This window comes from Sporomusaceae bacterium (assembly GCA_031460455.1).
Lineage (GTDB): Bacteria > Bacillota > Negativicutes > Sporomusales > UBA7701 > Anaeroselena.
Map to the genome: position 1 here is coordinate 36363 of JAVKTQ010000009.1, position 25839 is coordinate 62201.

General features: G+C 60.2%; 34 protein-coding genes. 7 read left to right on the forward strand and 27 right to left on the reverse strand.

The genetic code is table 11. The features are described from left to right. Positions 1–92 precede the first annotated feature (92 nt). From RIN56_13540 to RIN56_13550, 3 genes are read right to left on the reverse strand one after another with little or no spacing between them, the layout of a single operon-like run. Positions 93–455: a response regulator gene (locus RIN56_13540; protein MDR7867826.1), complete on the reverse strand. Its 363-nt coding sequence runs from the start codon at positions 453–455 to the stop codon at positions 93–95. Positions 456–457: 2 nt separating this feature from the next. After that, positions 458–1270, reverse strand: a complete 813-nt coding sequence (thiD, locus tag RIN56_13545; protein MDR7867827.1) for a bifunctional hydroxymethylpyrimidine kinase/phosphomethylpyrimidine kinase — start codon at positions 1268–1270, stop codon at positions 458–460. Positions 1271–1272: 2 nt separating this feature from the next. After that, positions 1273–1947: a hypothetical protein gene (locus tag RIN56_13550; protein MDR7867828.1), complete on the reverse strand. Its 675-nt coding sequence runs from the start codon at positions 1945–1947 to the stop codon at positions 1273–1275. Between the two features lie 129 nt (positions 1948–2076). Here RIN56_13550 and RIN56_13555 point away from each other — a divergent pair, with 129 nt between their 5' ends. The 3 genes from RIN56_13555 to RIN56_13565 are packed head-to-tail and all read left to right on the forward strand — an operon-like array spanning position 2077 to position 4755. Then, positions 2077–3150, forward strand: coding sequence for an ABC transporter substrate-binding protein (locus RIN56_13555; GenBank protein MDR7867829.1), 1074 nt, complete (start codon positions 2077–2079; stop codon positions 3148–3150). A gap of 22 nt (positions 3151–3172) precedes the next feature. Then, a complete protein-coding gene (locus RIN56_13560; GenBank protein MDR7867830.1) occupies positions 3173–3943 on the forward strand; it encodes an ABC transporter permease in 771 nt (256 codons plus the stop codon). 17 nt (positions 3944–3960) lie between these two features. Continuing rightward, positions 3961–4755, forward strand: a complete 795-nt coding sequence (locus tag RIN56_13565; GenBank protein ID MDR7867831.1) for an ABC transporter ATP-binding protein — start codon at positions 3961–3963, stop codon at positions 4753–4755. A 52-nt stretch (positions 4756–4807) separates the two neighbouring features. Here the strand turns inward: RIN56_13565 and RIN56_13570 are convergent, their stop codons facing one another. From RIN56_13570 to RIN56_13580, 3 genes are all read right to left on the reverse strand, one after another. Beyond that, positions 4808–5038 carry a hypothetical protein gene (locus tag RIN56_13570; GenBank protein ID MDR7867832.1) on the reverse strand — a complete coding sequence of 77 codons (231 nt, stop codon included), beginning with the start codon at positions 5036–5038 and terminating at the stop codon, positions 4808–4810. A gap of 329 nt (positions 5039–5367) precedes the next feature. Next, positions 5368–6072 (reverse strand): hypothetical protein, encoded by a 705-nt coding sequence (locus tag RIN56_13575; GenBank protein MDR7867833.1) that lies wholly within the window; start codon positions 6070–6072, stop codon positions 5368–5370. Beyond that, complete coding sequence (locus RIN56_13580) at positions 6008–6499, reverse strand: terminase small subunit (protein MDR7867834.1); 492 nt, start codon at positions 6497–6499, stop codon at positions 6008–6010. The genes RIN56_13575 and RIN56_13580 overlap by 65 nt, the downstream gene beginning before the upstream one ends. Positions 6500–6558: 59 nt before the next feature. Between RIN56_13580 and RIN56_13585 the strand changes: the two genes are divergently transcribed. Beyond that, complete coding sequence (locus RIN56_13585) at positions 6559–6942, forward strand: YkvA family protein (GenBank protein MDR7867835.1); 384 nt, start codon at positions 6559–6561, stop codon at positions 6940–6942. 7 nt (positions 6943–6949) lie between these two features. Here RIN56_13585 and RIN56_13590 read toward each other — a convergent pair whose 3' ends face one another. The 17 genes from RIN56_13590 to RIN56_13670 form a co-directional block, all read right to left on the reverse strand. Then, positions 6950–7153, reverse strand: coding sequence for a hypothetical protein (locus RIN56_13590; GenBank protein MDR7867836.1), 204 nt, complete (start codon positions 7151–7153; stop codon positions 6950–6952). 196 nt (positions 7154–7349) lie between these two features. Continuing rightward, the gene (locus RIN56_13595) at positions 7350–7760 is read right to left on the reverse strand and encodes a hotdog domain-containing protein (GenBank protein ID MDR7867837.1); all 411 of its coding nucleotides are present in this window, start codon (positions 7758–7760) and stop codon (positions 7350–7352) included. A gap of 37 nt (positions 7761–7797) precedes the next feature. Beyond that, positions 7798–8667, reverse strand: a complete 870-nt coding sequence (locus tag RIN56_13600; GenBank protein ID MDR7867838.1) for a hypothetical protein — start codon at positions 8665–8667, stop codon at positions 7798–7800. Positions 8668–8679: 12 nt separating this feature from the next. Beyond that, positions 8680–9633, reverse strand: a complete 954-nt coding sequence (locus RIN56_13605; protein MDR7867839.1) for a phosphodiester glycosidase family protein — start codon at positions 9631–9633, stop codon at positions 8680–8682. A gap of 36 nt (positions 9634–9669) precedes the next feature. Continuing rightward, positions 9670–10488, reverse strand: a complete 819-nt coding sequence (locus RIN56_13610) for a polysaccharide deacetylase family protein (protein ID MDR7867840.1) — start codon at positions 10486–10488, stop codon at positions 9670–9672. Between the two features lie 160 nt (positions 10489–10648). After that, positions 10649–11311: a lactate utilization protein gene (locus tag RIN56_13615; protein ID MDR7867841.1), complete on the reverse strand. Its 663-nt coding sequence runs from the start codon at positions 11309–11311 to the stop codon at positions 10649–10651. Between the two features lie 57 nt (positions 11312–11368). Further along, complete coding sequence (locus tag RIN56_13620; protein ID MDR7867842.1) at positions 11369–12106, reverse strand: DUF169 domain-containing protein; 738 nt, start codon at positions 12104–12106, stop codon at positions 11369–11371. Positions 12107–12203: 97 nt separating this feature from the next. After that, positions 12204–12488: a GIY-YIG nuclease family protein gene (locus RIN56_13625; protein ID MDR7867843.1), complete on the reverse strand. Its 285-nt coding sequence runs from the start codon at positions 12486–12488 to the stop codon at positions 12204–12206. After that, entirely contained in the window at positions 12478–12951 is a 474-nt protein-coding gene (locus RIN56_13630) for a peptidylprolyl isomerase (protein MDR7867844.1), read from the reverse strand. Before RIN56_13630 ends, RIN56_13625 begins: the two co-directional genes overlap by 11 nt. An 89-nt stretch (positions 12952–13040) precedes the next feature. Beyond that, positions 13041–14228, reverse strand: coding sequence for an MFS transporter (locus RIN56_13635; GenBank protein ID MDR7867845.1), 1188 nt, complete (start codon positions 14226–14228; stop codon positions 13041–13043). Positions 14229–14272: 44 nt separating this feature from the next. Then, complete coding sequence (locus RIN56_13640) at positions 14273–14842, reverse strand: xanthine phosphoribosyltransferase (GenBank protein MDR7867846.1); 570 nt, start codon at positions 14840–14842, stop codon at positions 14273–14275. A 15-nt stretch (positions 14843–14857) separates the two neighbouring features. Then, positions 14858–15790, reverse strand: coding sequence for an ABC transporter permease (locus RIN56_13645; protein MDR7867847.1), 933 nt, complete (start codon positions 15788–15790; stop codon positions 14858–14860). Continuing rightward, positions 15783–16862, reverse strand: a complete 1080-nt coding sequence (locus RIN56_13650; protein MDR7867848.1) for an ABC transporter permease — start codon at positions 16860–16862, stop codon at positions 15783–15785. The genes RIN56_13645 and RIN56_13650 overlap by 8 nt, the downstream gene beginning before the upstream one ends. After that, positions 16846–18384, reverse strand: a complete 1539-nt coding sequence (locus tag RIN56_13655; protein ID MDR7867849.1) for an ABC transporter ATP-binding protein — start codon at positions 18382–18384, stop codon at positions 16846–16848. The genes RIN56_13650 and RIN56_13655 overlap by 17 nt, the downstream gene beginning before the upstream one ends. A gap of 82 nt (positions 18385–18466) precedes the next feature. Next, the gene (locus RIN56_13660) at positions 18467–19573 is read right to left on the reverse strand and encodes a BMP family ABC transporter substrate-binding protein (protein ID MDR7867850.1); all 1107 of its coding nucleotides are present in this window, start codon (positions 19571–19573) and stop codon (positions 18467–18469) included. Positions 19574–19734: 161 nt separating this feature from the next. Continuing rightward, entirely contained in the window at positions 19735–20787 is a 1053-nt protein-coding gene (locus RIN56_13665; GenBank protein ID MDR7867851.1) for a hypothetical protein, read from the reverse strand. A 43-nt stretch (positions 20788–20830) separates the two neighbouring features. Beyond that, complete coding sequence (locus RIN56_13670; GenBank protein ID MDR7867852.1) at positions 20831–21124, reverse strand: hypothetical protein; 294 nt, start codon at positions 21122–21124, stop codon at positions 20831–20833. A 223-nt stretch (positions 21125–21347) separates the two neighbouring features. On the opposite strand from RIN56_13670, the gene RIN56_13675 reads away from it, so the two are divergent. Together RIN56_13675 and RIN56_13680 are read left to right on the forward strand one after the other, a co-directional pair. Continuing rightward, positions 21348–21770 carry a Fur family transcriptional regulator gene (locus tag RIN56_13675; GenBank protein MDR7867853.1) on the forward strand — a complete coding sequence of 141 codons (423 nt, stop codon included), beginning with the start codon at positions 21348–21350 and terminating at the stop codon, positions 21768–21770. A gap of 18 nt (positions 21771–21788) precedes the next feature. Continuing rightward, complete coding sequence (locus RIN56_13680; protein ID MDR7867854.1) at positions 21789–22760, forward strand: metal ABC transporter substrate-binding protein; 972 nt, start codon at positions 21789–21791, stop codon at positions 22758–22760. 37 nt (positions 22761–22797) lie between these two features. Here the strand turns inward: RIN56_13680 and RIN56_13685 are convergent, their stop codons facing one another. Genes RIN56_13685 through RIN56_13695 form a run of 3 tightly spaced genes read right to left on the reverse strand, consistent with a single transcriptional unit; the run spans position 22798 to position 24423 of the window. Then, positions 22798–23127, reverse strand: a complete 330-nt coding sequence (locus tag RIN56_13685; GenBank protein MDR7867855.1) for a DHCW motif cupin fold protein — start codon at positions 23125–23127, stop codon at positions 22798–22800. Between the two features lie 46 nt (positions 23128–23173). Continuing rightward, the gene (locus RIN56_13690) at positions 23174–24127 is read right to left on the reverse strand and encodes a GntR family transcriptional regulator (GenBank protein MDR7867856.1); all 954 of its coding nucleotides are present in this window, start codon (positions 24125–24127) and stop codon (positions 23174–23176) included. Further along, positions 24076–24423 carry a hypothetical protein gene (locus tag RIN56_13695; protein MDR7867857.1) on the reverse strand — a complete coding sequence of 116 codons (348 nt, stop codon included), beginning with the start codon at positions 24421–24423 and terminating at the stop codon, positions 24076–24078. The genes RIN56_13690 and RIN56_13695 overlap by 52 nt, the downstream gene beginning before the upstream one ends. A gap of 188 nt (positions 24424–24611) precedes the next feature. On the opposite strand from RIN56_13695, the gene RIN56_13700 reads away from it, so the two are divergent. Beyond that, on the forward strand, positions 24612–24938 hold the full coding sequence (locus tag RIN56_13700; GenBank protein MDR7867858.1) for a DUF1992 domain-containing protein: 327 nt from the start codon (positions 24612–24614) through the stop codon (positions 24936–24938). Positions 24939–24975: 37 nt separating this feature from the next. Here RIN56_13700 and RIN56_13705 read toward each other — a convergent pair whose 3' ends face one another. After that, positions 24976–25827, reverse strand: coding sequence for a GNAT family N-acetyltransferase (locus RIN56_13705; protein ID MDR7867859.1), 852 nt, complete (start codon positions 25825–25827; stop codon positions 24976–24978). Positions 25828–25839 lie beyond the last annotated feature (12 nt).

A 25839-nucleotide genomic window follows, 5' to 3' on the forward strand; every position in this document is an offset into this window, starting at 1 on the left:
TATTTAGTATATATGATTCAAGTTTACCTGTCAATGAGCCACAAAATGGATAATACCATGTTACATAACTAATGTCAATAGATTGCTGCCGGTTACTTTGCCAGAATGCCTGCTACAGTCTTCACTACCTGTTCCTCCACAAACGGTTTGACAATGAAATCGAGCGCACCTGCGGCAATGGCTTCGCGAAGTATCGGCTGCTGCCCGATAGCAGTAACCATAACGATTTTCGCTTTTTTATCCTTACCGCAGATCAGCTTGACCGCTTCGATACCGTCGCACTCGGGCATGGTTATGTCCATTGTTGTAAGATCAGGCTTATAGCGGCGATATTTCTCCACAGCCTCGTTTCCATTGGCAGCTTCGGCAACCACTTCGTGGCCCATATTGCTCAGAACCCGCGTGAGCAACATCCGCATAAAGGCCGAATCGTCGCAAACCAATATTCTAGCCACATTCATTCTCCTTCGCTTGCCACGCCTGCCTGGGAATAAAGCTCATAGAAATGGTGTGTCGGCCCGACGCCTTTTCCTAGAGGAAACCCGTGTGTGATTGCAACGGTGATATAGCGTTTGGCCGCCGTGACGGCCTCGAAGACAGACATGCCTTTGGCCAGACCAGCGGCGATGGCGGATGAGAAAGTGCAGCCTGTTCCGTGAGTATGCTTGGTCTCAATACGTTTATTGGCAAGAACGGCAAACTCGACGCCGTCATAAAAAAGATCGCAGGCCGCTCCAGGCAAATGTCCGCCTTTCACCACCACGTACTTCGGCCCCATAGCCTTGATGACGATTGCCGCCCGTTCCATCGCTGCGCGGTCGCCCACAGGAAAGCCGACGATCTCGGCTGCTTCATGGAGATTGGGTGTTACCACATCGGCGACGGGAAACAAATACCGGATAAGAGCATCGACCGCCTCGGGTTTCAAGAGACGACTACCGCTTTTGGCAACCATCACCGGATCGACGACAATGTTCGTGGCGCCGTGCCTGACGAGCGCGCCGGCGACAACACGGGTAATAGCGGCGCTCGACAACATGCCGACCTTCACCGCTCCCACCGGAATATCCTCATAAACCGCTGCAATCTGGTCGACGATTATTTCCTCATCCAGTTCGCGAATATTGGTCACGCCACACGTATTTTGCGCCGTAATAGCGGTAATCACGCTCATGCCGAAGACGCCAAGGGCGGAAAAGGTTTTGAGGTCTGCCTGAATCCCGGCGCCGCCGCTTGAATCCGAGCCTGCGACCGTAAGTGCTGTTTTCATGATTAGCCTTCTCCCTCTGAATGTGCGATGCGGCCGCGCAGATCGGCCAACGCGGGCCTCAGTTCACGGTCTATTTTTGCGGCCAGCTCGCCAAGATCTCGCGTATCGAAAGTGCCGATCATATGCGGCGTTTGCCGCAAGCGGATCTGGCCGAAAAACTCGTCTCGGTAGACGTTGTAACTTATGCTGAGGTTGCTGGCGGCGGCAAAATCGCTGTAATCAAGAATAATATACGATCCGTTGACCGTCTTCAGCGGCTGCCGCGGCGTAATAAATAAGCGGAATCCGGCCACCTCGCCGGCCAGTTGTTCACTGTACGGCCATTCAAGGATCTTCTTTGCCCGGAAGATGCTCTCGTACTGCTGTCCGCCGCTCAGATCGACAAGAGCAGCCGCCAGCTTTGCGGTCAAAATCCTCTCCAGGCTCGCCAGGTCGGGACAGATAAAGCTGACATCGTAAAACTCGTTGAGCCCCACCGCCACCCTCGCCAGAAAATCCTTCGTCGCCCGGTCGTAAACGACGGAGAAGCTTCGCAGCTCCTCCGCATTCCGGTAGGAAAAAACGTTATACTGTACCCCGTCCTCGGCAAGGTCGAGGCTCAGGGAAAAACTGGCCTGGTTCGCCGGAAGTTGGTGTATGAACGGCCATTCATTTACTTGCGCGATTATCTCTTTCATTGCTACCATCCATTTCTGCTTTCAAGCTATATTATGGCCGACAAATCAAAAACCTGCAAGGGCTGTAACCAAAAAACGCCGGGGAGAATATCGTGTACTATTCGAAAATGCAGTCGTGGAGGGTTGCTTATGAAGAGAAAAACAGGCGTTATCCTGGCCGTATTCCTGGCCCTAACCTTGATAATCGTCGGCTGCGGCCAGCCTCAAACCGCCCCGGCAGCAGCCAAAGGCCCGGCCTGGGCGCCGGCGCTCTTGCCGCTACAGCAGGAAACGGTTGTCAAGGTTGGCATGAAACAGGTCGTCTCCGATTCCGGTGTCCTGATCGGCATGGCCAAAGGCTACTATAAAGATCTGGGCATCAAAATCGAGCCTGTCCAGTTCAATACCGGCCAGGAAATGATCAACGCCCTGGCGGCCGGGCAGCTCGACGTGGGCGCCACCGTAACCGCATCCGGCCTGTTTAACGCCATGTCCCGCGACATCCCCGTAAAAATCGTCGCCGACAAAGGCATCAACGTCCCCGGCAAAGGGTACTACCGTCTCGTCATCCGCAAGGACCTCGTCGGCGCCATCAACGACTTCGCCGACCTGCGCAGCCGGAAGATCGCCGTCGTCGGCACCGCTTCGCTTGATGAAATCGCTCTCGACCGCGTCCTCAACAAGGGCGGCATGTCCACCAAAGACGTCGACCTGCAAGTCATCCGCTCCTTCCCCGATATGCTTGTCTCCCTGGGCAATAAAAGCATCGACGCCGCCATGGTCATCGAGCCCTTCATCGCCGTAGGCATCGCCAAAGGCATCGTCGACCCCTGGAAAGACCCAGCCGAATACGACCCTGACGCCCAGACCGCCCTGTTGGTCTTCGGCACGAGCATGACAACCCGGCCGGACGTCGCCAACCGTTTCATGACTGCCTACGTTAAATCCCACCGCGACTACAACGATGCTTTCTTCAAGGACAAAGGCAAAAAAGAGCTCATCGATCTCCTGTGCAAATACTCGGTCGTCAAAGACCCTGTCATGTACGAAAAAATGTTCCCTGTAGGCCTTAACCCTGACGGCTACCTGCGCATGAAAGGCATCGAAATGGACCTGGCCTGGTATAAACAGCGCAACCTTTTGAAAACCGACATCAAACTCCAGGAAGTCGTTGATAACAAGTACGTCGATTTTGCCCTAAACGTACTCGGCAAATACAAGTAACCAGCTCCGGGAGGTGGCGTGTATGGCAAAACTCCCTAACGGCGGCCTGTTCATCCGCGTCGTCTCCGTCCTGTCGCCGCTGACCTTGCTTATCGCCTGGGAAATCCTCGCCCGTGTCAATGCCATCGACACTAGGCTTTTCTCCAGTCCCAGCCTCATCATCCAGGCGTTCGTTCCTCTCCTGTTCTCGGGAGAGCTGATCTACAACACTGCCGTAAGCGTCCAGCGCGTCATCCTCGGCTTCATAGTCGGAGCCGTGCCGGGGATCATCCTCGGCATCAGTATGGGGTTATCGCCCTTCGTCCGTTCGGCCGTCGAGCCGATGATCGCCGCTACATACCCCATCCCCAAGCTGGCCATCATGCCCCTCATCCTCCTCGTCTTCGGCCTGGGCGAAACCTCGAAAGTCTTTACCATCGCCATCGGCGTCTTCTACCTCGTCGTTATCAACACCATGGCCGGCGTGCTCGACATCGACAAAATCTACCTCGACGTCGCCCGCAACTACGGGGCTAACCGGCGGGACTTCTATCTCACCGTCGCCTTCCCCGGCGCCCTGCCGATGATCTTCGCCGGCCTCAAACTTGGGATGGGTATGGCTCTCATCCTTATCGTCGCCGCCGAGTTATCGGCCGCCAAGGCCGGCGTAGGGTGGATGATATGGCGCGCTTACGACATGTTCGACATTGAGCAGATGTTCGTCGCCTTAATAGTCCTCTCCGTCCTCGGCTACATCTTCTCGCTGCTCCTCGACGCCGTCGAACGCTGGATCGTCCCCTGGAAACAAACTTGACCGGGAGGTGCCACGCCTTGGCCTGCGGAACCGGAATTACTCTCAGAAACGTCAACAAAACCTTCAGCGCCCAGGGAGGCACCGTTGACGCCCTCCAGGATGTCAGCCTCGACATCGGCGGCGGCGAATTCTTCTGCATCGTCGGCCCCTCCGGCTGCGGCAAAACCACCCTGCTGAGAATTCTTGCCGGTCTTGAAGACAGCACCGGCGGCGAAGTCTGCATTCCCGCCGCTCCAAACGGCCGCCCGCTGAACTCGATGGTTTTTCAGGAGCAAAGTGTTTTCCCCTGGATGACAGTAAGAAACAACGTGGCGTACGGTTTGAGGCTTCGTGGTTTCGGCAGAAAAGAGCGCCATGCCATCGCCGACCGCTACATCCGCATGATCGGCCTCACAAAATTCGCCGACGCTTACCCCCATCAGCTCTCCGGCGGCATGAAGCAGCGGGTCAGCGTCGCCCGCGCCTTCGCCAACGACCCCGAAATCCTGCTCATGGACGAACCATTCGGCGCCCTCGACGAACAGAACCGCATCCTCCTTCAGCAAGAGCTCCTCCGAATTTGGGAAGAGAGCCGCAAAACTACCGTCTTCATCACCCACAGCATCGACGAGGCCCTCTGCCTAGGCGACCGGGTAATGGTCATGACCGCTCACCCCGGCCGCATCAAAAGCATCGTCGACATCGACCTCCCCCGCCCCCGCGACATCGCCGCCATCCGCACCACCCTCCGCTACAACCAGTTATTCCAAACCATCTGGCTTACCCTGCGCGACGAGGTGCTGAAAGGCAAGGAAATAGAGCTTGCCCACTAGGGCAAAAGCCAAAAGGCCCGGCAATTAAATCGCCGGGCCTTCTTGCAGGATTTTACATATTAATGTAAAACTCGTAGCGAAACTCCGGGAACCACGCCTTCCCCAGCATAATCCGGAAATTAATCTCCATCTCCCGCTCCCACATCGCCTCCGACATCCCCCGTTTCTGTTCCTCCCGCCACGCCGCCGACCGCTTCGCCGGATCGGCCGTATAATGCACCCTCACCACCGTCAGCCCCTGCCTGGTCCGCCAGCGGTTAACCCCCTCGGGAATCTCCGACATTGCCAAATCTCTCCCCCCCTTCTGTTTGAAAAAAAGACCCCCAGGATTGCTCCTGGAGGCTATGGGAGAAAACTCCCGTTACTCTTCTCGCGAAATCGACATCCCGGCTTCGTCAGCCCACCGCAGCGGCAAATTGCCCTCCGTGCCGCCGCCGGACTATGCAAAACCGACACATACACCCTTATTACTTGGTAATATTTACCACTTTTTGTAAATTGTAACACGGTTTTTGGATTATATCAATACCTTTTTACCATTTTATTCCAAAAAATTTTCAAAGCGGCTAACTGCGCGCTTTTGCGCCCTTTTGCCGCCCAAATTCGCCACCTTTACAGCTCGCCGTGAATAAGCCGGTCGAAAAAACCCGGTCCCGCGCTCGAATCGATCGTCACCTTCCCGCCCCCCTGGATTGTCGGCAGCAGCGACGCAAACGTCTCCTCCGCCCACTCCCAGAAAGCCAGCTCCGTCAGATACACGTGCGAAGCCGTATACTGACGGAGCTGGTCCGGCCCCTGGCCCACCGCCGCCACATAAGACCCGTTCGCGAACCTCAGATACGCGTACCCCTTGCCGCTCTTACCCGCCATCGCCTTCTCCAGCGCCGGCCAGGGAAACTCCTGCGGCAGCTGGCGGTACACGAACATCAGTCGGTCCTCCCCCAGCAAAAACTCGCTGTCCTCCTGCTTCTTCGACTGAATGAACACCGCCGCGTTCGGCCTCGTCAGCGCCGCCCACAGATGCAGACACAAAAACAGCCACGTCATCAGCATCCGCCGGCTCTTCGGAATCGCCAGCAAGCTCTCCTCCCGCCACACCTCCGTCACATACCGCAGATACCCCTTGTCCGGCACACTCTTGACCTTGCCCCCGTCCGCCTCATCCTTCGTCCGGCAGCACTCCTTCACGAACAGCCACGGGTCCTCCCCGTACTGCCGGTATGCCTCCAGCATCGCCAGCTCCGCCAGCTCCTCACCGCTCAGCATCGCCGCCGCCCCCGTCTCCCGCCTCTCCCCTGACGGCAGTCTGTCCGTCATCCTTATCCCTGCGCCGCCGCCACAGCTCCTCCAGCCTCGCCGCCACCGCCGCCGGGTCCGAATAATCCAGCAGCGTCCTCGCTCCCTGCCGCCCGTCCCCCTCGTCGCGCCTCTCCCCCTGCCGGCCGCGGGCCCGGTCCAGCACCTCCTGGGCCGCCCTCAGCCGCACCGAATCCGTTTCCGCGTTCTCCATCAGATTCAGCAAAATCGCCAGCGCCTTCGCCGACTCCCCCGCCAGCTTCGCCTCCACCCCGCCTCTCACCTCGGCAATCGCCGCCTGCACCTTCGCATTCCTCATCATCCGGTAACCCGAGCTCTCCGGGCTCTTCACCCCCGCCGCCCGCGCCGCCTGCAGCACATTACCCCGGCTCGCATACTCCCGCACAAACGCCTGCTGGCGGTGCGTCAGCCCTTTTACCCCCGCCATCCCGTCGCCCTCCCTCATATGCTATAATAAAAAAAACAACCCGCCGAAAGGACCTTACTATGGACGAAACCACGGGAAAATTATCCCTCCGACAAAAAGCCCGCCTCCTCAAAAGCGACATCCTCGCCCTCTTCTTTGCCCTCAAGCACCCTGCCACCCCCTGGTACGTCAAAGCCCTCGTCGCCCTCATAGTCGGCTACGCCCTAAGCCCCGTCGACTTCATCCCCGACTTCATCCCCCTCCTCGGCTACCTTGACGACGTCATCCTCCTCCCCCTCGGCATCGCCCTCGCCGTCAGGCTCATCCCGCCCCCCGTCCTCGACGACTGCCGCCGCCAGGCCGCCTCTTACGGCAACATCATGCCCAAACTCTGGCTCGGCGCCGCCGTCATCCTCCTCCTCTGGCTCGCCATCGCCTATGCCGTCTACCGCCTCCTCGCCTAACCCCGCCTCACCGCAGCACAGTCACCCGGTCGCCCACCCAGCGGCCCCGCGCATTCCTGTGGCAGCCGCACCGGAACGTCCGCATCAGACCCTCCGCGCTCACATACTGGCAACACAGCCCCTCAAAAGACCTCGTCCCCTCATCCTCCCGGCAATTGCCCGGCCAGCCGCGGTCGTGATTCAGACAATCGTGCTTATAGCACCCCTTCATCTCCTTGCCCCCTTTTGCATATCACAAACGGAAAAGACCGCCCCCTGGCGGTCTCCTTCACGCTATCATCATATCACACTTTTTTTGTCAAACAGTCCACTAAAAGTCCACTTTTCGTCCAAAACGCATTTTTTCGCAAAAAAATTAAAAAAAATTTAACCCTGACTCGAAAAAGTCAGGGTTTTCACTTCAAATATCAAAGCTGCTTGGCCCGCTCCTGTAGCTCGGCCTCCTCATCGTCGCTCGGCTCGATCACCAGCCCGTGCGGCAGAGACTTGCCCTCCAGGTCGACATGCACGAACGTCATGAACCCATCGACGATAACCTCGTCGTCGTTAGCGTGCTCCACCTTCACATACGATACCAGCTTGGTCCGCGTAGCATGAACCACCTTGCTGATATACCTGATGATCTCGCCCTTGCGGACAGGTCGCTTAAAGGTCATCCCGTGAATCTTAAGGCAAACGACATTCTCCGGATTTGTCATGGACGCGGCGGCGGCAAACCCGGCCTCCACGAACCATTCGGCGCCGCGGCCGGCGTACAGTGTCCCGTGATGGTTGAGATCCTGTCCCTTGATAAGGTGATGGGATACGAACTCTCTCACGACGACAACCCCTCTCAATCTTCTCCCCGGCTCGGCTCTACTTATTAGCCGCCTTCCCCAATTCCTTCACCGTAATCTGCCGGACATCCGTCGGCGTCGCCAGCACCCTCTCCTCGGTGAACTTGCCCTTCAGCCGGCCGGTGTAGATGGCCGTAGCCAGCCCCTCCGTATTCAGCTTGGCAAGATAAATCACGTTATTCTCAACGCCCACCAGGCGATATTTCCCCGTCTGCGGCGAAACCACCTCCCAGCTGCCGTCCACATGCCTCGCCGTCACCGTGCCCTCGGCCACATTATCGTAAAACATCGTGTCCTGGTCGTACAGCACCGCTATCCGGCTGATCTTGCTCGCGTTCAGGTACACCCTCTTCAGATCGCGGTTGGCATCCGTGCGGTAAACGCGATACTGTTCGGGATTAGTCGAAACCTGCACCTGCATATAGATAACATTCGTCGCCGTCGAATACGCCACATCCACAATCTTGCTGCCCCGCGGCAGCTTGCTCACCGTCTCCGCCAGCTCGTGCTCAGCCCCCATCGGGTGAATCTGCGTCAGCGTCACCGTGCTCGTGTCGCCGACGTCCTCGTGCAGCGCCATCAACGCCAAGTCACGATCCTTCAGCCAGCGGAAATACGACACCTTCTTGTTGGCTCCCAGCTCCACCGTCCGGATCGGCTCTTTGCGGGGCGCCATATAAATATCAACGCTGCCGGCCTTCACAATCGCCGTATAGCGGCGGTCGCGGGAATAGTAAGCCTTGCCGCCGGCCACCGTATCCGCCGCCGCGCTCACCTCGTACGAGGAAGTCGGCGCCAACAATATCTGATCGAAATATAAATAAATACTCCCCTGGAAAATCAGGCTGGCCACAATCCAAATGGCAAGCTTCCGCCGCTTTTCGTCCACCCCGTGCCCTCCCTACTTAACGATAAACGCCGTCGGCACCATGCGCTCGCCCAGCATATCGGCCGGTTTGTTGATAACCTTGCCGTTGTAGAAAAGCGTCGCGCTTGAGCCGCCGTCGAGATTGGCCGCTGTATAGGCTCCCTGCTCAAAAAGAATATTCTGGACGTCGAGCAGCGTCGCCCCGATCGAATACCCCGGCTGGCGGCCGTCGATAACAAGGAAAAGAATCGTCCCGTCCTTGCGCTGGCCGATAGCGGTGCGCGGGGCGATCCCCCACCCTCCGTCGCCCTGGGTAATAAGCTTCTTGCCGTTTTTGATCAGCGACGGTCCGAAAGTGACCGCCTCGGCGACATTCATCGCCTTCATCTCCGCGATAGTATGATTGCCGGTTACCAGCATATTGCTCTTCGAAAGCCCTACGACATCAATGCTCTCCTTGATATCGCCGCCCACCAGGAACTTCCCGTCGCGGACGATGATCCCCCACGGCAGGCGTCCCGTCCCCGTGCCCTCGGGATCGAAGAACCCGCCGGCGTTGATCGCCGCAATCGCGTTATTGTTGAGCGCGATCGTGCTGACCGTGTCGCCGATCTCCTGGATATCGCGCGCCGTAGCCACCTTAACCCTTGCCGGGTTGGGCACTTCCAGCAGATAACCCTTGAATCGGCCCCCCGTGATATTGATCAGGCGCAGCGAATCATCCTCCCGCTTCGTGAACTGCAGGGCCTGCTGCCGCACCGTCTGCCCCTGATTGGTTTCACCGAGGATATCCTTGATCTGACGGTCGGAAAGCAACCACGTTATATAGTGGGGATGGCGGGAAGTCATGACCGCCCCGATAACACTGCGCTTGATATTCTCAAACGGGCCGAAAATAACCAGAAACGGCCCGGTAAGAATCAGAAACGCCAGATTGAGAACCAGAAACCGTATATAAATGTTTGTCGGTAATGACAACCTTATCATCGCGTACCTCTTTTGCCCAAGATATAAAAAGCACATCTAAAGGATCGGGTAATTCTCGCTGGTCAGCCGCGCCTCGAAATGCTTCAGGTCGACCCCGTTGCCCATCCAGACCCTCTTCAGCAGCAGCGGGTTATCGCCGCGCTTCACCCACCCCGGCTCGATCGTCACCGCCAGGCTAAACCCCCTTGCCTTCAGCAGCCGCAGCGTCTCGCCGTCATAACTGCCGTTGGGATAACAGAAATAACGGCTGTCCTGTCCCAAGTTCCGGTCGAGGACCTCCTTGGAACGCTCGATCTCCGCCGCCTGCTGCGTAGGCGTCATCACACCCAGATCGCGGTGGGAAAAACTATGCGAGCCGATCTCCATTCCGCCCGCCTTCATCTCCCGCAGCTCCTCCCAGGTGAGGCGCCGGTCGGTCTCCCCGGCGGGGATAAACAGCGTACTCTTGAAACCGTACTTCTTCAGCACCGGCAGCGCGATCTCGTAAGTATCGCGATAACCGTCGTCGAACGTCAGCACCACCGGCTTCGGCGGCAACTCCGCCCGGCCGCCCAGGTAAGCCTCCAGCTCGGCCAGGGAAAGCGTGCGATAACCGTTCTTATGGAGAAACTCCATATGCTCGGCGAAGCGGGCCGCGGAAATCACCGCGTCGTTACCCCTCTCCTCGCCGATCTTATGATACATCAGCACCGGCACCCCGGCCGGCGGCGGCGTTTTAACCGGCTCAGCCGCGACAGGCTTAACAGACTGCTCGCCGGCCGGCGCCACGGGCTTTCCGCCCGCCCCCGCGCAGCCTGCCAACAAGACGCCAGCCAATGCGAACGCCACAATACTTACTGCCAAAAATCGTTTCATATAGCCACCAATACGGAATTTTCGCCCCTAGAAGATTCTACACGTAGGCCAAAAGTCCCTGCGTCGACAATAATATTCTTCAAAATACCAAAACAACCGCAAAAAGCGGCCCCCATCGAGGGGCCGCTTCCGGTCATAGTCTGGGCCAGGTGATCACTCATTAAAATCCCAGATTCTCGCCGACCACCACCACCGTGATATCGGTCAGCATCGGCCGCCGCTTCAGCACCGTATAGATCCGGCAACCGCGCTTATCGGCCTTGCAATCCATGCAATAGCCGGTCTGCACGCACGGCGTCGGCGCATTGAGGCGCCTCAGATTCATCGGCCCCGCCACTCTCTCCATTCGCTGCCAGGCGCTCGCCAGATCGGGCACGATCTTATTCGTCCCCGCCACCACGATCACCTTCCGCGGCCCGAACGTCATCGCCCCGGTGCGGTTGCCGGTGCCGTCCACGCTTACCAGATACCCTTCCATCGTCAGCGCGTTCACGCTGCAAAGATACACATCACTCATCAGTTGCTTGCGCCGCGCCTCGAACATCGCCTCCGGCTCGCCGTAAGCATTCTCGATCAGCGTCGCCCCCGTAGCCTTTATTTTGTCGATGATCGCCATATCCCGCGTCAGCGTCGCCGACCCGCCGTGAGCAACCACCTTGCCGGGGACGCAGTACCCCAGCACATACTGCGTAGCAGCCTCGCGGTCAGGCACATACAGCGCATCGAACCAATTGGCCTTCAGCGCCTCCACCACCCGCTTGCCCAGCGTCTCGCGCTGCCAGCCCTCCACATCGTTGCACCATTGATCCTGTTTCACAATCATATCGTCAGCCTCCTTATCATAATCGAAAAAATTAATATCACCGTCCGCCGCGCCCGCTCACTTCTCAAGGCGGGCGGCCACCTTCTGCCAGTCGTGCCTGTCGAGGAAACTGCCGGGCACATTGGCCTCCATCTCCCGGAACATTGCCAGCGGCGCCGAAAACGACAAAAGATCGGCGTCAATGAACGGCCGGGCGCTGATATCCGTCATCCCCACCACCGCCCGCGGCCGGGGCTGCTTCCCCTCGTGCCACGGGATGAGGAACGCCGAATGGCAGCCCGCCGAAAACGGGGCGATCACATTATCACCGCCCGGCCGGCCGTAATTGGCCAGCACCACCAGCGCCGACAGCTGGTCGGCATTCGCGTAAAACACGACCACCGCCGGCTCCTCGCCCTCCGTCACCGCCTCCAGCGGCTTAAAGGCCACATACTTGCTCGGTATTTCTGCAGTCGGCAGCCATTCCCTGAAGCTTGCCGCCAGCTCGGGCGTCTTCTTATAGCCCTCGCCCGGCGGAAAGCCCTCGCCCCGGCCGGTCGACAAAAAATAATCGAACCCGCCCGGCGTATCCGGGAACGCAGCGCATAACCCAAGACCCACGCCGCCGCCCGGGCAGCCGTGGCGCCCGCGGCCGAACACCGCCTGCCGGCCCTTGGCTGCCGCCGACAGCATCGCCGCCACGCAGCCCCATTTACCTTCCTGAAACTCGAGCGCCCCGACCGGCTTCTCCTCTGTAAGCACAATAGCTACAGGCCCGTACCGCAGCTTCAGACGCGCCGCAATCTCACTCCTCATCCCGCTCCCCCCTCCGTGCAATTACTGCTACAAATTTCGCCGGCTTGCAGCCATTTCCCTCCGCCGCGCCCGCCGCCAAAAAAAGAAAAAGCCATCATCATGGCTTTTCCCCCGTTGGCGCAGGCCGGCATCCGGAAGCGACCAGCGCCTCCTTCCGCCGCCTGTCCAATTTCTTGATTTCGCACTCTCGCCGCCGCGCCTGGCCCTGGTCGCCGTACTCCTCCCAGTAAACCAGCGCCACCGGCCCCCGGCCGCGCGTATACCGCGCCCCCGTGCCGGCGTTGTGGGCGGCCAGCCTTGCTTCCAGATCGGTCGTCCAGCCGGTGTAAAGCGTCCCGTCGGCACACGCGACCATATACGTGAAAGCAGTGCTACTCGCCATCAACCGTAACCTTTTTCATCTCCACCGGCTCGATCGGCCGGTCGCCGCCATCCCGTTTCACCGTGCTGATCTTATCCACCACATCCATGCCGGACACCACCTTGCCGAATACCGCGTGGCGGTTGTTCAGCCACGGCGTCGCCGCCACAGTCACGAAAAACTGCGACCCGCCCGTGTTCGGCCCGGCATTTGCCATCGACAGGATTCCGGGAACATCGTGCATAAGTTCGGGGTGAAACTCGTCCGGGATTGCGTACCCTGGGCCGCCTCTGCCCGTCCCCGTCGGGTCGCCGCCCTGGATCATGAACCCCGGAATCACCCGATGAAAAATAACCCCGTCGTAATATCCCTTCTTCGCCAGCGTGACGAAATTCTCCACCGTCACCGGCGCCTTATCGGCGAACAGCTCCACAGTGAACTCGCCCAAAGTAGTCTCGAACTTCGCGGTCGGATTCTTCTCCATAGTCAGAACTCCTCCTTATTTCTGCATCCCTGTTAGCATTAGCCTGCCGCCGCACAATAATGCGGCGCGGCGACTACCGTCCTTACACTCTATTCTTCGCCACCGGCCGGGCATCTCCTCCCGCGTCCCGCCGTCCACACCAGCAGCGCCATAGCTGCCAGCAAAGACGCCGCAAACGTCATCACCGCGCCAACGCCGGCCACCTGCTTCAGCCAGCTCGACAGCAGCAGCGCCATAATACCGCCCCCCGCGCCGACCGAAAGAAAAAACGTCGTCAGGCGGGGCGACGGCCCCGGCACAAGCTCAGTGCCCAAAGACAGGATCGTCGGATAAAGACCGGAATAACCCGCGCCCATCGCGGCCGTCAGCCAGAGCGCCGCCGCGGGCGTATCCGCCGTCAGCAGCGCCGCGAAAGCGCCGGCCGCCAGCAGCGAAAACCCGCCGATATAGCGCCCCACTCCCAGCCGGACGATCAGCGGGCCCGCCGCCAGCCGGCCAGACCCCATCGTCACCCAGAACAGCGACAGCGCCAAACCGGCTGTCGCCACATCCGCCGCCAGGCGGTCCATCATATACGTAACAAGCCAATAAGTAAACGCCATTTCCGAAATAACATAACAGATCAGCGCCGCCCCGATGACATAAACCGGCCATCCCCACCGGGAACGGTCGCCGTCCGGTCCCGCCAGCCGGGGCGCCGGCGGCCGGAGCGTGAACCGGGCGGAAAGCGCCCAGGCCGCCGCCGCGAACGCCAGCGGCGCCGTCGCCTGAAACACCGCCTGCCACGAGGCGCCGCGCTGCAGGGCCAGGCCGGCCAGTACCGGCGCCGCCACCGACCCGACGCTGAAAAAGAAATTCAGCACATTCAGCTTGGCCGCCCGGACCGCCTCATCGTACAAATTCACGATAACGAAATAGCCCACCGAGCACAATACGCCCAGGAAAACGCCATAAGCAAAAATCGCCGCCGCGAACGCCGCCAGCGACGGCAACAGCGTCGCCGCCAGCGCAGCCAGCCCGGCCGCCGCAGCGGCCAGCGCCGTCTCCCGACCGGTATCCACCCGGTCCAGCAGAAAACCGTTGCCGAAGATCGCCGCGCTGTAGCCGACCGAAAACAGCGTGAAAACATACCCCACCAATCCCGTATCCACCGCGAACGTGGCGGCGATCTGCTTAGTAGTCACCCCGGCCAGGCTGAAAGTCACGCCGATCGACATCATCATGAAATACGCCAGAGCGGTCAGCCGCCTGGCGTCATCATCCGCGCTGCCGGCCATAATTGTCCCCCCGCAACACCCTTAATCGGCACCAGGGACGGCCGTTACCCAAACTTGATTACCCCCGCCTCCATACTCTCGATCACCGCCAGCGACTCGATCCTGATGCCCTCGGCCCGCAGCTCCTGGCCGCCCCCCTGAAACCGCTTCTCGATAACGATGCCCGCGCCGGCGAGCTTCGCCCCCGACTGCCGCACGATCTTCACCAGCCCGCTCAGCGCTTCGCCGTGGGCCAGAAAATCGTCGACAATCAGCACCACATCTTCCGTGGTCAGGTACTTGGGAGCAACGGTGATATGCACCGACTCGCGGCGGGTGAACGAAAAAATCTCCGCCGAATACAAATCCCCCTGCTGGGTGACTGCCGGCTTCTTCTTCGCGAACACCACCGGCACGCCCAGAGCCAGGCCGGCCGCGGCCGCCACGGCGATGCCCGAGGCCTCCACCGTCAGCACCTTGGTCACACCCTCGCCCGCGAAGCGCCTGGCGATCTCATTGCCCATCCGCTGGATAAAGGCCGGATCGATCTGATGATTGAGAAAAGAATCAACTCTGAGGACTTCGCGGCCGATAACCTCGCCGTCAGCCACGATTCGTTCGCGCAACTCCTGCATCATTCGCTCCTTATATCATCGATCTTCCCGGTCGTACGGCAGCCCCAGGGCCCCCGGCGGCACAACCCGGCCGCCGCTCTTGGCCATCAGCAGCGTCAGCACCAGGATGGTGAACAGATAAGGCATCATACTGAGGAAAAACGTCGGCACCGTCACGCCCAATACCTGGAGATTAAAGCCCAGCGCGTCCACGCCGCCGAACAGATACGACCCGATCAGCGCCCGCCACGGATCCCACAGGGCGAAAACCACCAGCGCCACCGCGATCCAGCCCCGCCCGGCCGTCATATTCTCCAGCCAGCTCGGCGCGTAAGCCAGCGACAGGTACGCCCCGCCCACGCCGCACAGCATCCCGCCGACGACCACATACATATGCCTGAGCGAAAATACCTTAAAGCCCAGTGCGTCGGCGGCCGCAGGGTTCTCGCCGATAGCCCGCAGAATAAGGCCGGGCCGCGTGCGATGGATGAAAAACGCCATCGCCGGCACCAGCAGATAACTGGCATAGACCAGCACATCATGCTGGAACAGAATCGGGCCGATATACGGGATATCGGACAGCGGCCCCAGCGACGTCGCCTTAAAAGCCTGCGGCACCGGCATACCGATATACGACTTGCCCAGATACCCCGACAGGCCTGTGCCGAAAAGCGTCAACGCCAGACCGCTCACCGTCTGGTTGGCCCGCAGCGTAATCGTCAGCACCCCGTGGATGAAAGCCACCGCCCCGCCGGCCGCCATCGCGGCCAGCAGACCCCACCAGCAGCTGCCCGTGGCCACGGCGGCGATAAAGCCCGACACCGCCCCCACCAGCATGATCCCCTCGACACCGAGGTTCAGAATACCGGCCCGTTCGGTGAGAAGCTCGCCGAGCGCCGCATAGAGGATCGGCGTGCCTGCGGTCACAGCGGCCGCGAGAATTGATATGATTATCGACTGCTCACTCATCCGCCTTTTCCGCCCCCTTCAAGCTCGGGAAAACAACCCGGTAATTGGCGAACATCTCGCCGCCGATCACGAAAAACAGCACAGCCCCCTGGATCATCGCCACCATCGACGCCGGCACCCCGAAAGTCTGCACAATATAACCGCCCACCTGCAGCACGCCGAACATCCCGGCCACCAGCACGATCGCGATCGGATTCAGCCGCGCCAGCCAGGCGACGATGATCGCCGTATAACCGTAGCCCGGACTAAGACCCGGCTGCAGCCTCCCGGCGATACCGCTGACCTCCGTCATGCCGGCCAGGCCGCACACCGCGCCGGACAGCGCCATCACCAGCAGCATATTGCGCTTGATATCCATCCCCGCATAGCGCGCCGCCCGTTCGCTCGAGCCGATTACCTTTATCTCGTAGCCCCAGCGTGAATTGCGGAAAATAACGATAAACACCACTACCAGAGCCAGCGCCAGCAGCAGGCCGATGTGGATCCGCGAGCCGCCGAAGGTCGGCAGCAGCGCCGCAGGCGGGAACTCCGCCGTCAGCGGAAAATTAAACCCCTTGGGATCGCGCCACGGACCGTAAACGAAATAATTAACCACTAGTATGCCCACATAATTAAGCATCAACGTCGTAATAATTTCGTTGACCCGCCATTTTACCTTCAGATACCCCGGTCCCAGCGCCCACAGCGCCCCGGCGGCCATGCCGAGCACCACCATCGCCGGCAGCATGATGAACGCCGGCAGGTTCGGAAAAGTCAGCGGCACCCAGGTCGCGGCCAACGCCCCCAGATGAAGCTGGCCCTCGGCGCCGATATTCCACAATTGCATGCGATACGCCAGCGAAACGCCCAGACCGCACAACATCAGCGGAATCGCTTTGACCGTCGTCTCCGACAGGCCGTACGCCGACCCCAGCGCGCCTTCCAGCATGGCGAAATACAGCTCGAAGGGATGACGGCCGGTAAGCGCCAGGAAAGCGGCGCAGAACAGCAGCGCCAGCACCACAGAAACCACCGGCACCGCCACCGTCATGAACGGCGAAGGCGCCAGTCGCTTTTCAAATCTCATAAGCATCGGCCTTCCCTCCCTCCGTTCCCGACCCGGCCATCAGCAGGCCGATCCTCTCGATATCCGCCTCTTCCACCGGAAACTCGCCCACCAACTGGCCGTTATACAGCACGCCAACCCTGTCGGCCAGTTTCATAATCTCGTCAAGATCCTCGGAAATCAGCAGCACGGCCGTCTTCTCGGCCTTGAGATCGAGCAGCAGGCGGTGAACAGCCTCAGTCGCCCCCACATCGAGGCCGCGGGCGGGATACACCACCACCATCAGCTTCGGCTTCTCCGCGATCTCCCTGGCCAGCAGCAAACGCTGCAAATGGCCGCCGGAAAGCATCCTCACCGGCTGGTCGAGACTCGAAACCTGCACCTTGTATTCTTTAACAAGCTTGGCCGCCCGCTCGCGGATCGCCTTGCCGTCGAGCAGCCAGCGGCCGGAGAATTCGGGCTGCTGATAACTCTTCAGCAGCAGATTCTCCAGCACCGACAGCTCCGGCACCAGGCCCACCCCCAGGCGGTCTTCCGGCACATAGCTCACCCCGCGGGCGATCATATCCGCCGGGCGGAAATTCGTCACATCCTCGTCATACAGCCTGACCGTCCCGTCCGCCATCCGGCGCAGCCCGGTGATCACCTCGGCCAGCTCCCGCTGACCGTTGCCGGCGACCCCGGCAATACCGAAAATCTCACCTTCGTTGACCGTCAGCGACAGGTCTTTCAGGCCGTACATCCCCATATCGTTGAAGGCTACCGCCTTTTTCAATTCCAGCACCGGCCGGCCTTCCGGCACAGCGTCCCGCTCGTACTGGGAAACGACATCCCGGCCGACCATCATCCACACAAGCTTCTTCGTATCAAGCTGATTGCGGCCCAAAGCGCCGGTCACCTTGCCGCCCCGCAGCACCGTAACCCGGTCGGCAAGCTCGTACACCTCGTTGAGCTTATGGGTAATAAACACGATCGCACAGCCGTCGGCCGCCATGCGGCGCAGCGTCTTGAACATCTCGGCCGCTTCCTGGGGAGTCAGCACCGCCGTAGGTTCGTCGAGGATCAGCACCCGTGAACCGTGGTAAAGCATACGGACGATCTCCACCCGCTGCTTCTCCCCCACCGAAAGCTGCCACACGCTCGCCTCCGGTTTTATCGCCAAGCCGTATTTATCGCCAAGTTCGGCGATATCGGCCGTCATTTTCTCTGTTGAAAGCATGAACGAGCCATGCTGCCCGCTCATCGCGATATTCTCGGCCACCGAAAACGGCTCCACGAGCTTGAAGTGCTGGTGGACCATGCCGATGCCGCAGGCGATGGCGTCACGCGGCGAGCGGAACCTCTTCTCCTCGCCGTTCACGCAGACCGTGCCGCCGTCAGGCATATACAAACCCGACAGAACGCACATCAGCGTGCTTTTCCCCGAGCCGTTCTCCCCGAGGAGAGCGTGGATCTCGCCCGGATAAATATCCATGTCGATATTATCGTTGGCCAACACGCCTGGGAAACGTTTATACATCCCCCGCATCGTGATAATCGGCTTTACCATGCATTTCCTCCGCTGGCTAAAACGCAGAGCGCCGGCAGGCCGAAGCCTGCCAGCTCTCCGTCAAGCGCATTATTTGTAATCCTTATTTCGGGATAGTACCGTCTACGCCTTCAACAAACCAGCTCCAGCCCAGTTGATCCTTATCGGACAGCGCCTGTCCGGCCGGCACCTTAACCGCGCCGGTCTGATCCTTGAGCGGGCCGGCGAAAATGTTCAGTTCGTTCTTCATGATCTTAGCCTTGGCGTCGGCGATCTGTTTCTTGGCATCCTCCTGAACCATCGGTCCGAGAGGCGCGATATCCGCGATGCCGTCGCTCATATGGCCCCAGTACTGTTCGCTCTTCCAGGTGCCCTTCTTGACGGAATCGACAACCTTCACATAATACGGGCCCCAGTTCCAAACCGCCGAAGTCAGCACCGCCTTGGGCGCCATCTTGCTCATATCGGTATTATAACCGACGCTGAACTTACCCTTCTCCTCGGCAGCCTGCTGCGGTCCAGGAGTATCCTGGTGCTGCGCGATGACATCCGCGCCGGCGTCAAGCAGCGAAACCGCGGCCTGCTTTTCCTTCGCCGGATCGTACCAGGTATTGGTCCAAATCACCTTAACCTTGGCGTTAGGGTTGACCGAACGTACGCCCAGGGTAAACCCGTTGATGCCGCGGACGACTTCCGGAATCGGGAACGCGGCCACATAGCCGATAACGTTGCTCTTCGTAGCCTTGCCGGCGGCGATGCCGGTCAGATAGCGGGCCTCTTCGATGCGGCCGAAGTAAGTGCCCACATTCGCGGCGGTCTTAAAGCCCGAGCAATGCATAAACACAACATTGGGATACTTCTTGGCGACGTTGATCGTCGGGTCCATATAACCGAAGCTGGTGGTGAAAATCACCTTATGGCCCTGCTCGGCGAGCTGGGTGATAACCCGCTCGGAGTCGGCGCCTTCCGGCACGGATTCGATAATCGTCGACTGAATATCCGGCATTTTCTCCATGAGATACTTGCGGCCCTGTTCGTGAGCGTAAGTCCAGCCTGCGTCGCCGACCGGCCCGATGTACACGAACGCCACCTTCATCTTCTCCGGGGCTGCCGGCGCCGCCGGCTTCTTATCGCCGCCGCCGCAGCCTCCCAGCACCAGCGCGGCCGTAAAAACCAAAGCCAGAGCCAGAATAACGTACCTGTTCTTCATTCCCGATTTGACCTCCCTGTTCGTGTTTTACGACATGGAAAAGCATTACTAGACAACGATTCACCGCGTGGGCACATTCCCCCTGCTCGCCCCAGGAAAAAATACAACTTTTTTTTGCGCCGCGAACACCGCCCTGAGAGCGGCGGCGGGACGCCCCGATCCTACAGCGCCTCGAACGAATTCTTCACGAAATAAAACAGATTCTCCAGTTTGGCTGTCGGCGTAAACACCCTCATATCGACAGGCTTCGTCAATTGCTCGGCCAGATCCTTGGCCATCGGCGGCAACGCCAGGAAACTGACCGTCGAACGGTGCACCGCGCCCGCCAGCGGCGTCAGCAGCGGCTCAGCGTGCGCCGGCTCGCGGCTGACCGCGTACAAGCCGTAATCGTACTTCGCCAGCTCCTGCGCCTCCGCCGGCACGCACCCCTGCGAGCCGCCGTCCGGGCCTTTCCCGCCCGTCACCAGCAGCACCGGAGCGTCATACGACGCCAGCCAGTCGGCCGCTCCCTGCAGCAGCGCCGGGCCAAACCCGTCCGCAGCAAGCCTCACGAACGAACCGGCGGCCCGGTAATCCGTCAGCAACAGCGGCTTCACCCGCGGGCCATCGTCGAGATACAAGGCCCCGCCTGCGGCCGATTCGCCGGTCGAACACACCGGCGCCGTAATATTAGCGAGCCCGTTCAAAGCTGCCCCGGCGCGCAACTGTTTGTACTCCAGCGGCGACGGCTCCAGAGCCGTGACCGCCACCCCGTTCTGTGCGGCCAGGAAAGAATAATAACCGTTGCCCGCCCCCACTTCCAGCAAATACTCCAGATACGGAAGCAGCCGCAGCACCAGCAGCGTCTCCCCCGCCTCCGACACGCCCCGCGCCAGCGGCTCCCAGTCGCCCCAGCCGTCGGTAATGAGATCGAACCCGAACAGCGTCCTGCAGGCGATACTCTCAGTACGCGACAAACCGACCGGCCCGTTCAGCACCGGGCTGTCCAGCGGCCACTGCCGCCCGTAGCCGGTACGGCGCAGCAGCGTCCGCACCAGCCGTTCACCCGTCCCGGCGGTGTCGTCATAGTCATGCCAGCACAACTGCAGACAGACAACCTTCCAAATCCGCCGGTAATTCTCCGACCAACGGTCGTCAGTCAGACGGGCGCAGACCTGTCCGTGATAATAGTCTATCTCGCCGAGCAGATACTCATTACGGGCCAGAAAACTCATCAGAACCTCTCCCGAAAAAATTCGCCAGTCGCGGCCCCCTAAATCAGCCCAACCTGCAAAGCACGCCGACGAAAGAGGCAAACGACACCCACGCAGCCGCCAAAACACCGTAAGGCACCAGGCTAACCGCCAGGGCCAGCCTCCTTCTCCCCCGCGCCCTAAGCCTTCTCGTCACGAAATTGAACACAACCACCGCGACGGGGTATACGGCCAGATACGCCCAGAACAAAGCGGCCGCAACCTGCGGCGTCTTTGCGCTATCGCCGATCATCTTCCCCAGGAAATAAGCTAAATAAGCATACGGGAAAATCAACAGCCAACTCAGTCCCTCGGACACCCGGCTCATCCCATCCCCGCTTTCCCGTCCGCTCGCGTTAATTCGTCGAAATCCGACACCAATAATTACTACACACACGCCGCGTATTCCTTCCAACAACTGCCGAAATCGGCCCGCCCCTCTCGCCGCTAAAAAAATTCCCCCTCGCCAAAATCACCCTTGCCGGCCATGAATAAACAGTATAAAATGGTAAATAGTAATATTACTATTTGGGAGAATTATTATGAACGACTTTCTGCACCTCCTGCGGAGCAAAGGCTTCAAGCTTACCCCGCAGCGGCGCGCCGTCATAGCCGCCCTGCAGGCCTGCGCCCCCTTCCCCACCGCGCAGGAAATCCACAGCCACGTCAAAAGCCAGGCTCCCGACGTCAGCCTCGACACCGTATACCGCAACCTCACCCTCCTCATCCGCCTCGGCATCGTCAACCAGGTCAACCTGCCGGGCCGCGGCGGCAGCGTCTTCGAAATCGTCGCCGACAACCACCATCATCATCTCATCTGCCTCGTCTGCGGACAGGCCGAGTGCATCGACTATTGCCCCGTAATCCCCCAGGAAATCGCCCAGGCTGCAGAACGCGGCTTCACCGTCGTCTCCCATTCCCTCGAATTCTACGGTTACTGCCGCGCCTGCCGTCCCGCAGGCTGAAAAAACAGGAGGCTTCCCATGAACCGGCTTCAAAAACATTGCCTAATCGGCGCCCTGTCCCTCATCCTCGCCCTCACCCTCGGCTGCGGCGCCAAAACCGGCGCCCCCTCACCGACGGCCCCGTCCGCCAAAATCAAAGTCGTCGCCTCCGTTTACCCCGTCTACGAATTCACCCGTCAGGTAGGCGGCGACAAAATCGACCTTTCCCAGCTCATGCCGCCGGGCGCCGAGCCCCACGACTGGGAACCCACCGCCAAAGAAATCGTCGCCATCCGGGCAGCGCGCCTCTTCCTCTACCACGGCGCCGGCTTCGAAACCATCGGCAAACTCCTCACCGCCGAAACCCTCGGCGCCACTAAGGCCGTCGCCGTCAGCCAGGGAATCCCGCTGCTCAAACCAGCGGAAGACGACGGCCACGGCCACGACCACGGCAGCGGCGACAAAAACGCCAAACCCCGCGACGCCCATACCGACGCCCATATGTGGCTCGACCCGCTCCTCGCCCAGAAAGAAGTCGAAGCCATCGCCGCCGCCCTCGCCGCCGCCGACCCCCCGAACGCCGACTACTACCGCCAAAACGCCGCCGGCTATATCCGCGAACTCGCCAAGCTCGACACGGAATACCAGACCGCCCTCGCCGGACTGCCCCGCCGCGAAATCGTCACAAGCCACGCCGCCTTCGGCTACCTGGTCGCACGCTACGGCCTCAAGCAACTGCCGATCATGGGCCTCTCCCCCGACAGCGAACCCACCCCCGACAAAATGGCCTCGGTCGTCAAATTCTGCCGCGAGCACCAAGTCAAATACATCTTCTTCGAAACGCTCGTCAGCCCCAGGCTGGCCGAAACCATCGCCCGCGAAACCGGCGCAAGCCTCCTCGTCCTCAACCCGGTCGAAAACCTCACCCCCGAAGAAGCGCAGCAGGGCAAAAACTACCTTGGCATCATGCGCGACAACCTCACCAATCTGAACAAAGCCCTCAGCCAATAAAAAACGGCACGCGAGCGCGTGCCGTTTTTTCTTCACCCTAATCGACGATAAAAAGCTTCGCTCCCGTCGCCGTCGAAGACCGGTGCGGATTGGCCCCGTCCGCCACCTGGTAGCTCGTCCCCGCCGGCAGCGTAAACTTCCGGCCGTCGTCCAGCTCGGTGACCAGCTCCCCTTCGAGCACCAACAGCACATGACCGCGGTTGCACCAGTGATCGGCCAGATACCCGGGCGTGTATTCCACCATCCGCACGCGGATATTGCCCATTTCGAAAGTGCGCCACAACGCTTTCCCCGTCACCCCGGGGTGCTCGGTCGCTTCCACCGTGCTCCAGTCGACCGTGCAGAACGGAACCTCCGTTATCACCATCCGACTTCCTCCCATCAACAATCGTCATTCCTGCCGCCGCAGCCTGTCAGTCCCGCTCCAGCAGGAACTTGCGCAGCAATTCGACGCCGCCCTGCTCCAGTACATTGCCGAACTCCATTACCCTCACCCCCGGCGGAGCGATCTTGCGCACCTCTTCCACCACCGACCGGCAGCCGGCGATTACTTCGACCTCGGTCAGCATCTTAGCCACCGCCTCGCGATTGGCATAAGGAATGCATTCATAATCGATATGCCTGATTCCGGCAGCGCCCAACGAACCGGACATCGCCTCCGTGCTCCCCTCCGTCCCGCAGATGAACCCCACCTTTGTCCCCGGCGGTAGCTGCCCCACCTGGAGCAGCGCCGACATTTCCGGCGCAGGCATGATCGCGATCACCTTCTTGTCCATCGGCTCGCAGATCGCCTTCACATCCTCCACATGGAAAAACGTCGTCACGACCACATCGACATCCGGCGCCGACTTGTCGTCCATCCTGTCGGCCAGATCGGCCAGCAAACAGCCCTCTACCGGCACCCTGATCTCTTTCTCCAGCGACGCGACATAGAAATTCACATCCGGCGGATTGCACTCCACAAAAAGAACCCGTGTCGCCTTCGCCGGGCCGAGCCCAAGCACCGTCTGGCTGAAAACGACCGTAAAAAGATCCTCGGCGCCGAAACCGAGCTCGCGCGCCCGCTCCAGCGCCTCGCGGGCCAGTTCTATCAAAGCCTGCTTCCGCTTGAACCCTGGGTCGGGCGGCAAATGCTCCGACACATATGTGCCCTGCCCGTGCTTCGTCACGATCACGCCTTCTTTTTCCAGCTCTTTATAAGCGACAATGACGGTATTCTTGTTAATCCGCAGATAACCCGCCAGATCCTTCGGCGGCGGCAACTTCGTGCCAGGCTGCAGATCGCCGTTCAGCAAAAAATACCTGATCTGCTCCTTCAACTGCTGATAGATGGGAAACTCCGTCTTCTTGTTAAGTTGAAACTCCATTCTTTCACCCCGCAGATACCAGGTTCATTTATCTTCAATAAACCATTCACCGCCTTAGCCATAATATCCTCCACCAAATCCTGGCCAAATAAGGGATGCACGGCCGTCCAGCCGGCCGCGTCCCCCGCATTGTATACCCCGAGGAGCTTGGGGCCGCGCGTAAGCACATAAAAATTTCCCAGTCCGGCGGCAATCGCCGCCTCGTCAAGGCATCGTCCCTCGCAGTGCAGCAGCCGCCACATTCCGGGAATATCGGCCCTTCTCGCCGCACGGACGGTGATAAACTCCTTCTCCACGCTCCGCACCTTCTTCCGGGTAACAAAAACCCACTTAACTAGATTACTATTTAATTAGTAATCTAGTTAAATGGTACCAAATGAAAAAGCAAAAGTCAACCCATATTTTGCCTGTCCCACCGCTATTTTCAGTCCCGCCGCTTTGCGGTATGATAAAGGCACGACTCACTGCCCCGGATGGTGAAAAAATGAGCGACGACATCCTCCACATCCTCGCCGAGCGGCGCATCCTCGCAGCCATCGAAGACGGCGAATTCGACAATCTTCCCGGCAAAGGCAAACCCCTCCCGCCCGACAACCTCGCCCTCGTCCCCGCCGACCGCAGGGCCGCCTACAAAATCCTCCGCAACGCCGGCCAACTGCCGGTGGAGCTCGACCTCAAAAAAGAAATCGTCACCCTAGAGCAGGCGGTCGCCGCCTGCGCCCCCGGTGAAGAACGCAGCCGCCTCAGCCGCAAACTCACCGAAAAGACCACCCTGTTCAACATCCTCATGGAAAAACACCGCCGCAAATAAAAAAACCTGACCATAAGCGGTCAGGTTTTTTCCATCCTCAGCCAAGTTCGAAAGTCGTCACCCCGAAAACCTTCTCAAGCGGCACGGCCGGTACATGCTGCGAGTACATCCGCGCCGTCGCGAACACCATCTTCATCCGGTAGTGGCGCACTACGTCCAGCGCCGCGGCGTTGGCCTCCGGCACGTCCAGATACACCGGCTCGCCCCCTGCGCGCGCCGCCAGGGCGGTAAAAAGCTCATCCGCAACAGCGCCGTCGTCCGCGAACAGCGGCCCGATCTTAAATCCCTGCCGGCACGGGCGCAGCACGCCATAGCCGGCCAGCCGGTCCCCGCGCCTGTAGCCCAGGGCCACGCCCTCCGGCTGGGCCACCCAGGCCCGCAGAAAGGCGGCGCGGTCGGTGCCGAACACCGCACCGTCATAATCGGCCACCGCTGCGAAATCCATCTCCGCCAGCGGCGCGACCCGGTCGCTCACCCGGCCGCCGGCCAGATCAACCCCCTCGTAGCGGGCGTTCTGATACGCCAGACGGAAACCCGACTTGCGGTAATTCTCCTGCTGCGCCAGCACTCCGTCCAGGCCGATATTGCGGCCCGCCAGCCTGTCCATCGCCGCCCGCCACAGCTGGATACCCAGCCCGCGGCCGCGATACTCCGGCGCCACGATGTAGAAACCGAGGAAACCGTAACCCTGTCCGTACTTCACCGCCGAGACGCAGCCCACCGGCTCGCCGTCCAGGCTGCCCAGCAGAAACCCCTCCCGGTCGGCGGCATAAAAACACGCCGCGTCGTGCAGCCCCGGATTCCAGCCCTCGCGGGCCGCCCACTCCACTGCCAGGTCGATTTCGGCCCGCTCCATGGTCTTGATGACAAACCCCTTACCCTTCATCATCCGGCCCTCCTT

What these genes read in the sequence shown, in the direction of transcription:
- thiD (MDR7867827.1), bottom strand. Translation starts at nt 1,270, where the DNA reads ATGAAAACAGCACTTACGGTCGCAGGCTCGGATTCAAGCGGCGGCGCC.
- RIN56_13550 (MDR7867828.1), bottom strand. Translation starts at nt 1,947, where the DNA reads ATGAAAGAGATAATCGCGCAAGTAAATGAATGGCCGTTCATACACCAA.
- RIN56_13555 (MDR7867829.1), top strand. Translation starts at nt 2,077, where the DNA reads ATGAAGAGAAAAACAGGCGTTATCCTGGCCGTATTCCTGGCCCTAACC.
- RIN56_13560 (MDR7867830.1), top strand. Translation starts at nt 3,173, where the DNA reads ATGGCAAAACTCCCTAACGGCGGCCTGTTCATCCGCGTCGTCTCCGTC.
- RIN56_13570 (MDR7867832.1), bottom strand. Translation starts at nt 5,038, where the DNA reads ATGTCGGAGATTCCCGAGGGGGTTAACCGCTGGCGGACCAGGCAGGGG.
- RIN56_13575 (MDR7867833.1), bottom strand. Translation starts at nt 6,072, where the DNA reads ATGACGGACAGACTGCCGTCAGGGGAGAGGCGGGAGACGGGGGCGGCG.
- RIN56_13580 (MDR7867834.1), bottom strand. Translation starts at nt 6,499, where the DNA reads ATGGCGGGGGTAAAAGGGCTGACGCACCGCCAGCAGGCGTTTGTGCGG.
- RIN56_13585 (MDR7867835.1), top strand. Translation starts at nt 6,559, where the DNA reads ATGGACGAAACCACGGGAAAATTATCCCTCCGACAAAAAGCCCGCCTC.
- RIN56_13590 (MDR7867836.1), bottom strand. Translation starts at nt 7,153, where the DNA reads ATGAAGGGGTGCTATAAGCACGATTGTCTGAATCACGACCGCGGCTGG.
- RIN56_13605 (MDR7867839.1), bottom strand. Translation starts at nt 9,633, where the DNA reads ATGATAAGGTTGTCATTACCGACAAACATTTATATACGGTTTCTGGTT.
- RIN56_13610 (MDR7867840.1), bottom strand. Translation starts at nt 10,488, where the DNA reads ATGAAACGATTTTTGGCAGTAAGTATTGTGGCGTTCGCATTGGCTGGC.
- RIN56_13615 (MDR7867841.1), bottom strand. Translation starts at nt 11,311, where the DNA reads ATGATTGTGAAACAGGATCAATGGTGCAACGATGTGGAGGGCTGGCAG.
- RIN56_13620 (MDR7867842.1), bottom strand. Translation starts at nt 12,106, where the DNA reads ATGAGGAGTGAGATTGCGGCGCGTCTGAAGCTGCGGTACGGGCCTGTA.
- RIN56_13625 (MDR7867843.1), bottom strand. Translation starts at nt 12,488, where the DNA reads ATGGCGAGTAGCACTGCTTTCACGTATATGGTCGCGTGTGCCGACGGG.
- RIN56_13630 (MDR7867844.1), bottom strand. Translation starts at nt 12,951, where the DNA reads ATGGAGAAGAATCCGACCGCGAAGTTCGAGACTACTTTGGGCGAGTTC.
- RIN56_13635 (MDR7867845.1), bottom strand. Translation starts at nt 14,228, where the DNA reads ATGGCCGGCAGCGCGGATGATGACGCCAGGCGGCTGACCGCTCTGGCG.
- RIN56_13640 (MDR7867846.1), bottom strand. Translation starts at nt 14,842, where the DNA reads ATGCAGGAGTTGCGCGAACGAATCGTGGCTGACGGCGAGGTTATCGGC.
- RIN56_13645 (MDR7867847.1), bottom strand. Translation starts at nt 15,790, where the DNA reads ATGAGTGAGCAGTCGATAATCATATCAATTCTCGCGGCCGCTGTGACC.
- RIN56_13650 (MDR7867848.1), bottom strand. Translation starts at nt 16,862, where the DNA reads ATGCTTATGAGATTTGAAAAGCGACTGGCGCCTTCGCCGTTCATGACG.
- RIN56_13655 (MDR7867849.1), bottom strand. Translation starts at nt 18,384, where the DNA reads ATGGTAAAGCCGATTATCACGATGCGGGGGATGTATAAACGTTTCCCA.
- RIN56_13660 (MDR7867850.1), bottom strand. Translation starts at nt 19,573, where the DNA reads ATGAAGAACAGGTACGTTATTCTGGCTCTGGCTTTGGTTTTTACGGCC.
- RIN56_13665 (MDR7867851.1), bottom strand. Translation starts at nt 20,787, where the DNA reads ATGAGTTTTCTGGCCCGTAATGAGTATCTGCTCGGCGAGATAGACTAT.
- RIN56_13675 (MDR7867853.1), top strand. Translation starts at nt 21,348, where the DNA reads ATGAACGACTTTCTGCACCTCCTGCGGAGCAAAGGCTTCAAGCTTACC.
- RIN56_13680 (MDR7867854.1), top strand. Translation starts at nt 21,789, where the DNA reads ATGAACCGGCTTCAAAAACATTGCCTAATCGGCGCCCTGTCCCTCATC.
- RIN56_13685 (MDR7867855.1), bottom strand. Translation starts at nt 23,127, where the DNA reads ATGGTGATAACGGAGGTTCCGTTCTGCACGGTCGACTGGAGCACGGTG.
- RIN56_13690 (MDR7867856.1), bottom strand. Translation starts at nt 24,127, where the DNA reads ATGGAGTTTCAACTTAACAAGAAGACGGAGTTTCCCATCTATCAGCAG.
- RIN56_13700 (MDR7867858.1), top strand. Translation starts at nt 24,612, where the DNA reads ATGAGCGACGACATCCTCCACATCCTCGCCGAGCGGCGCATCCTCGCA.
- RIN56_13705 (MDR7867859.1), bottom strand. Translation starts at nt 25,827, where the DNA reads ATGATGAAGGGTAAGGGGTTTGTCATCAAGACCATGGAGCGGGCCGAA.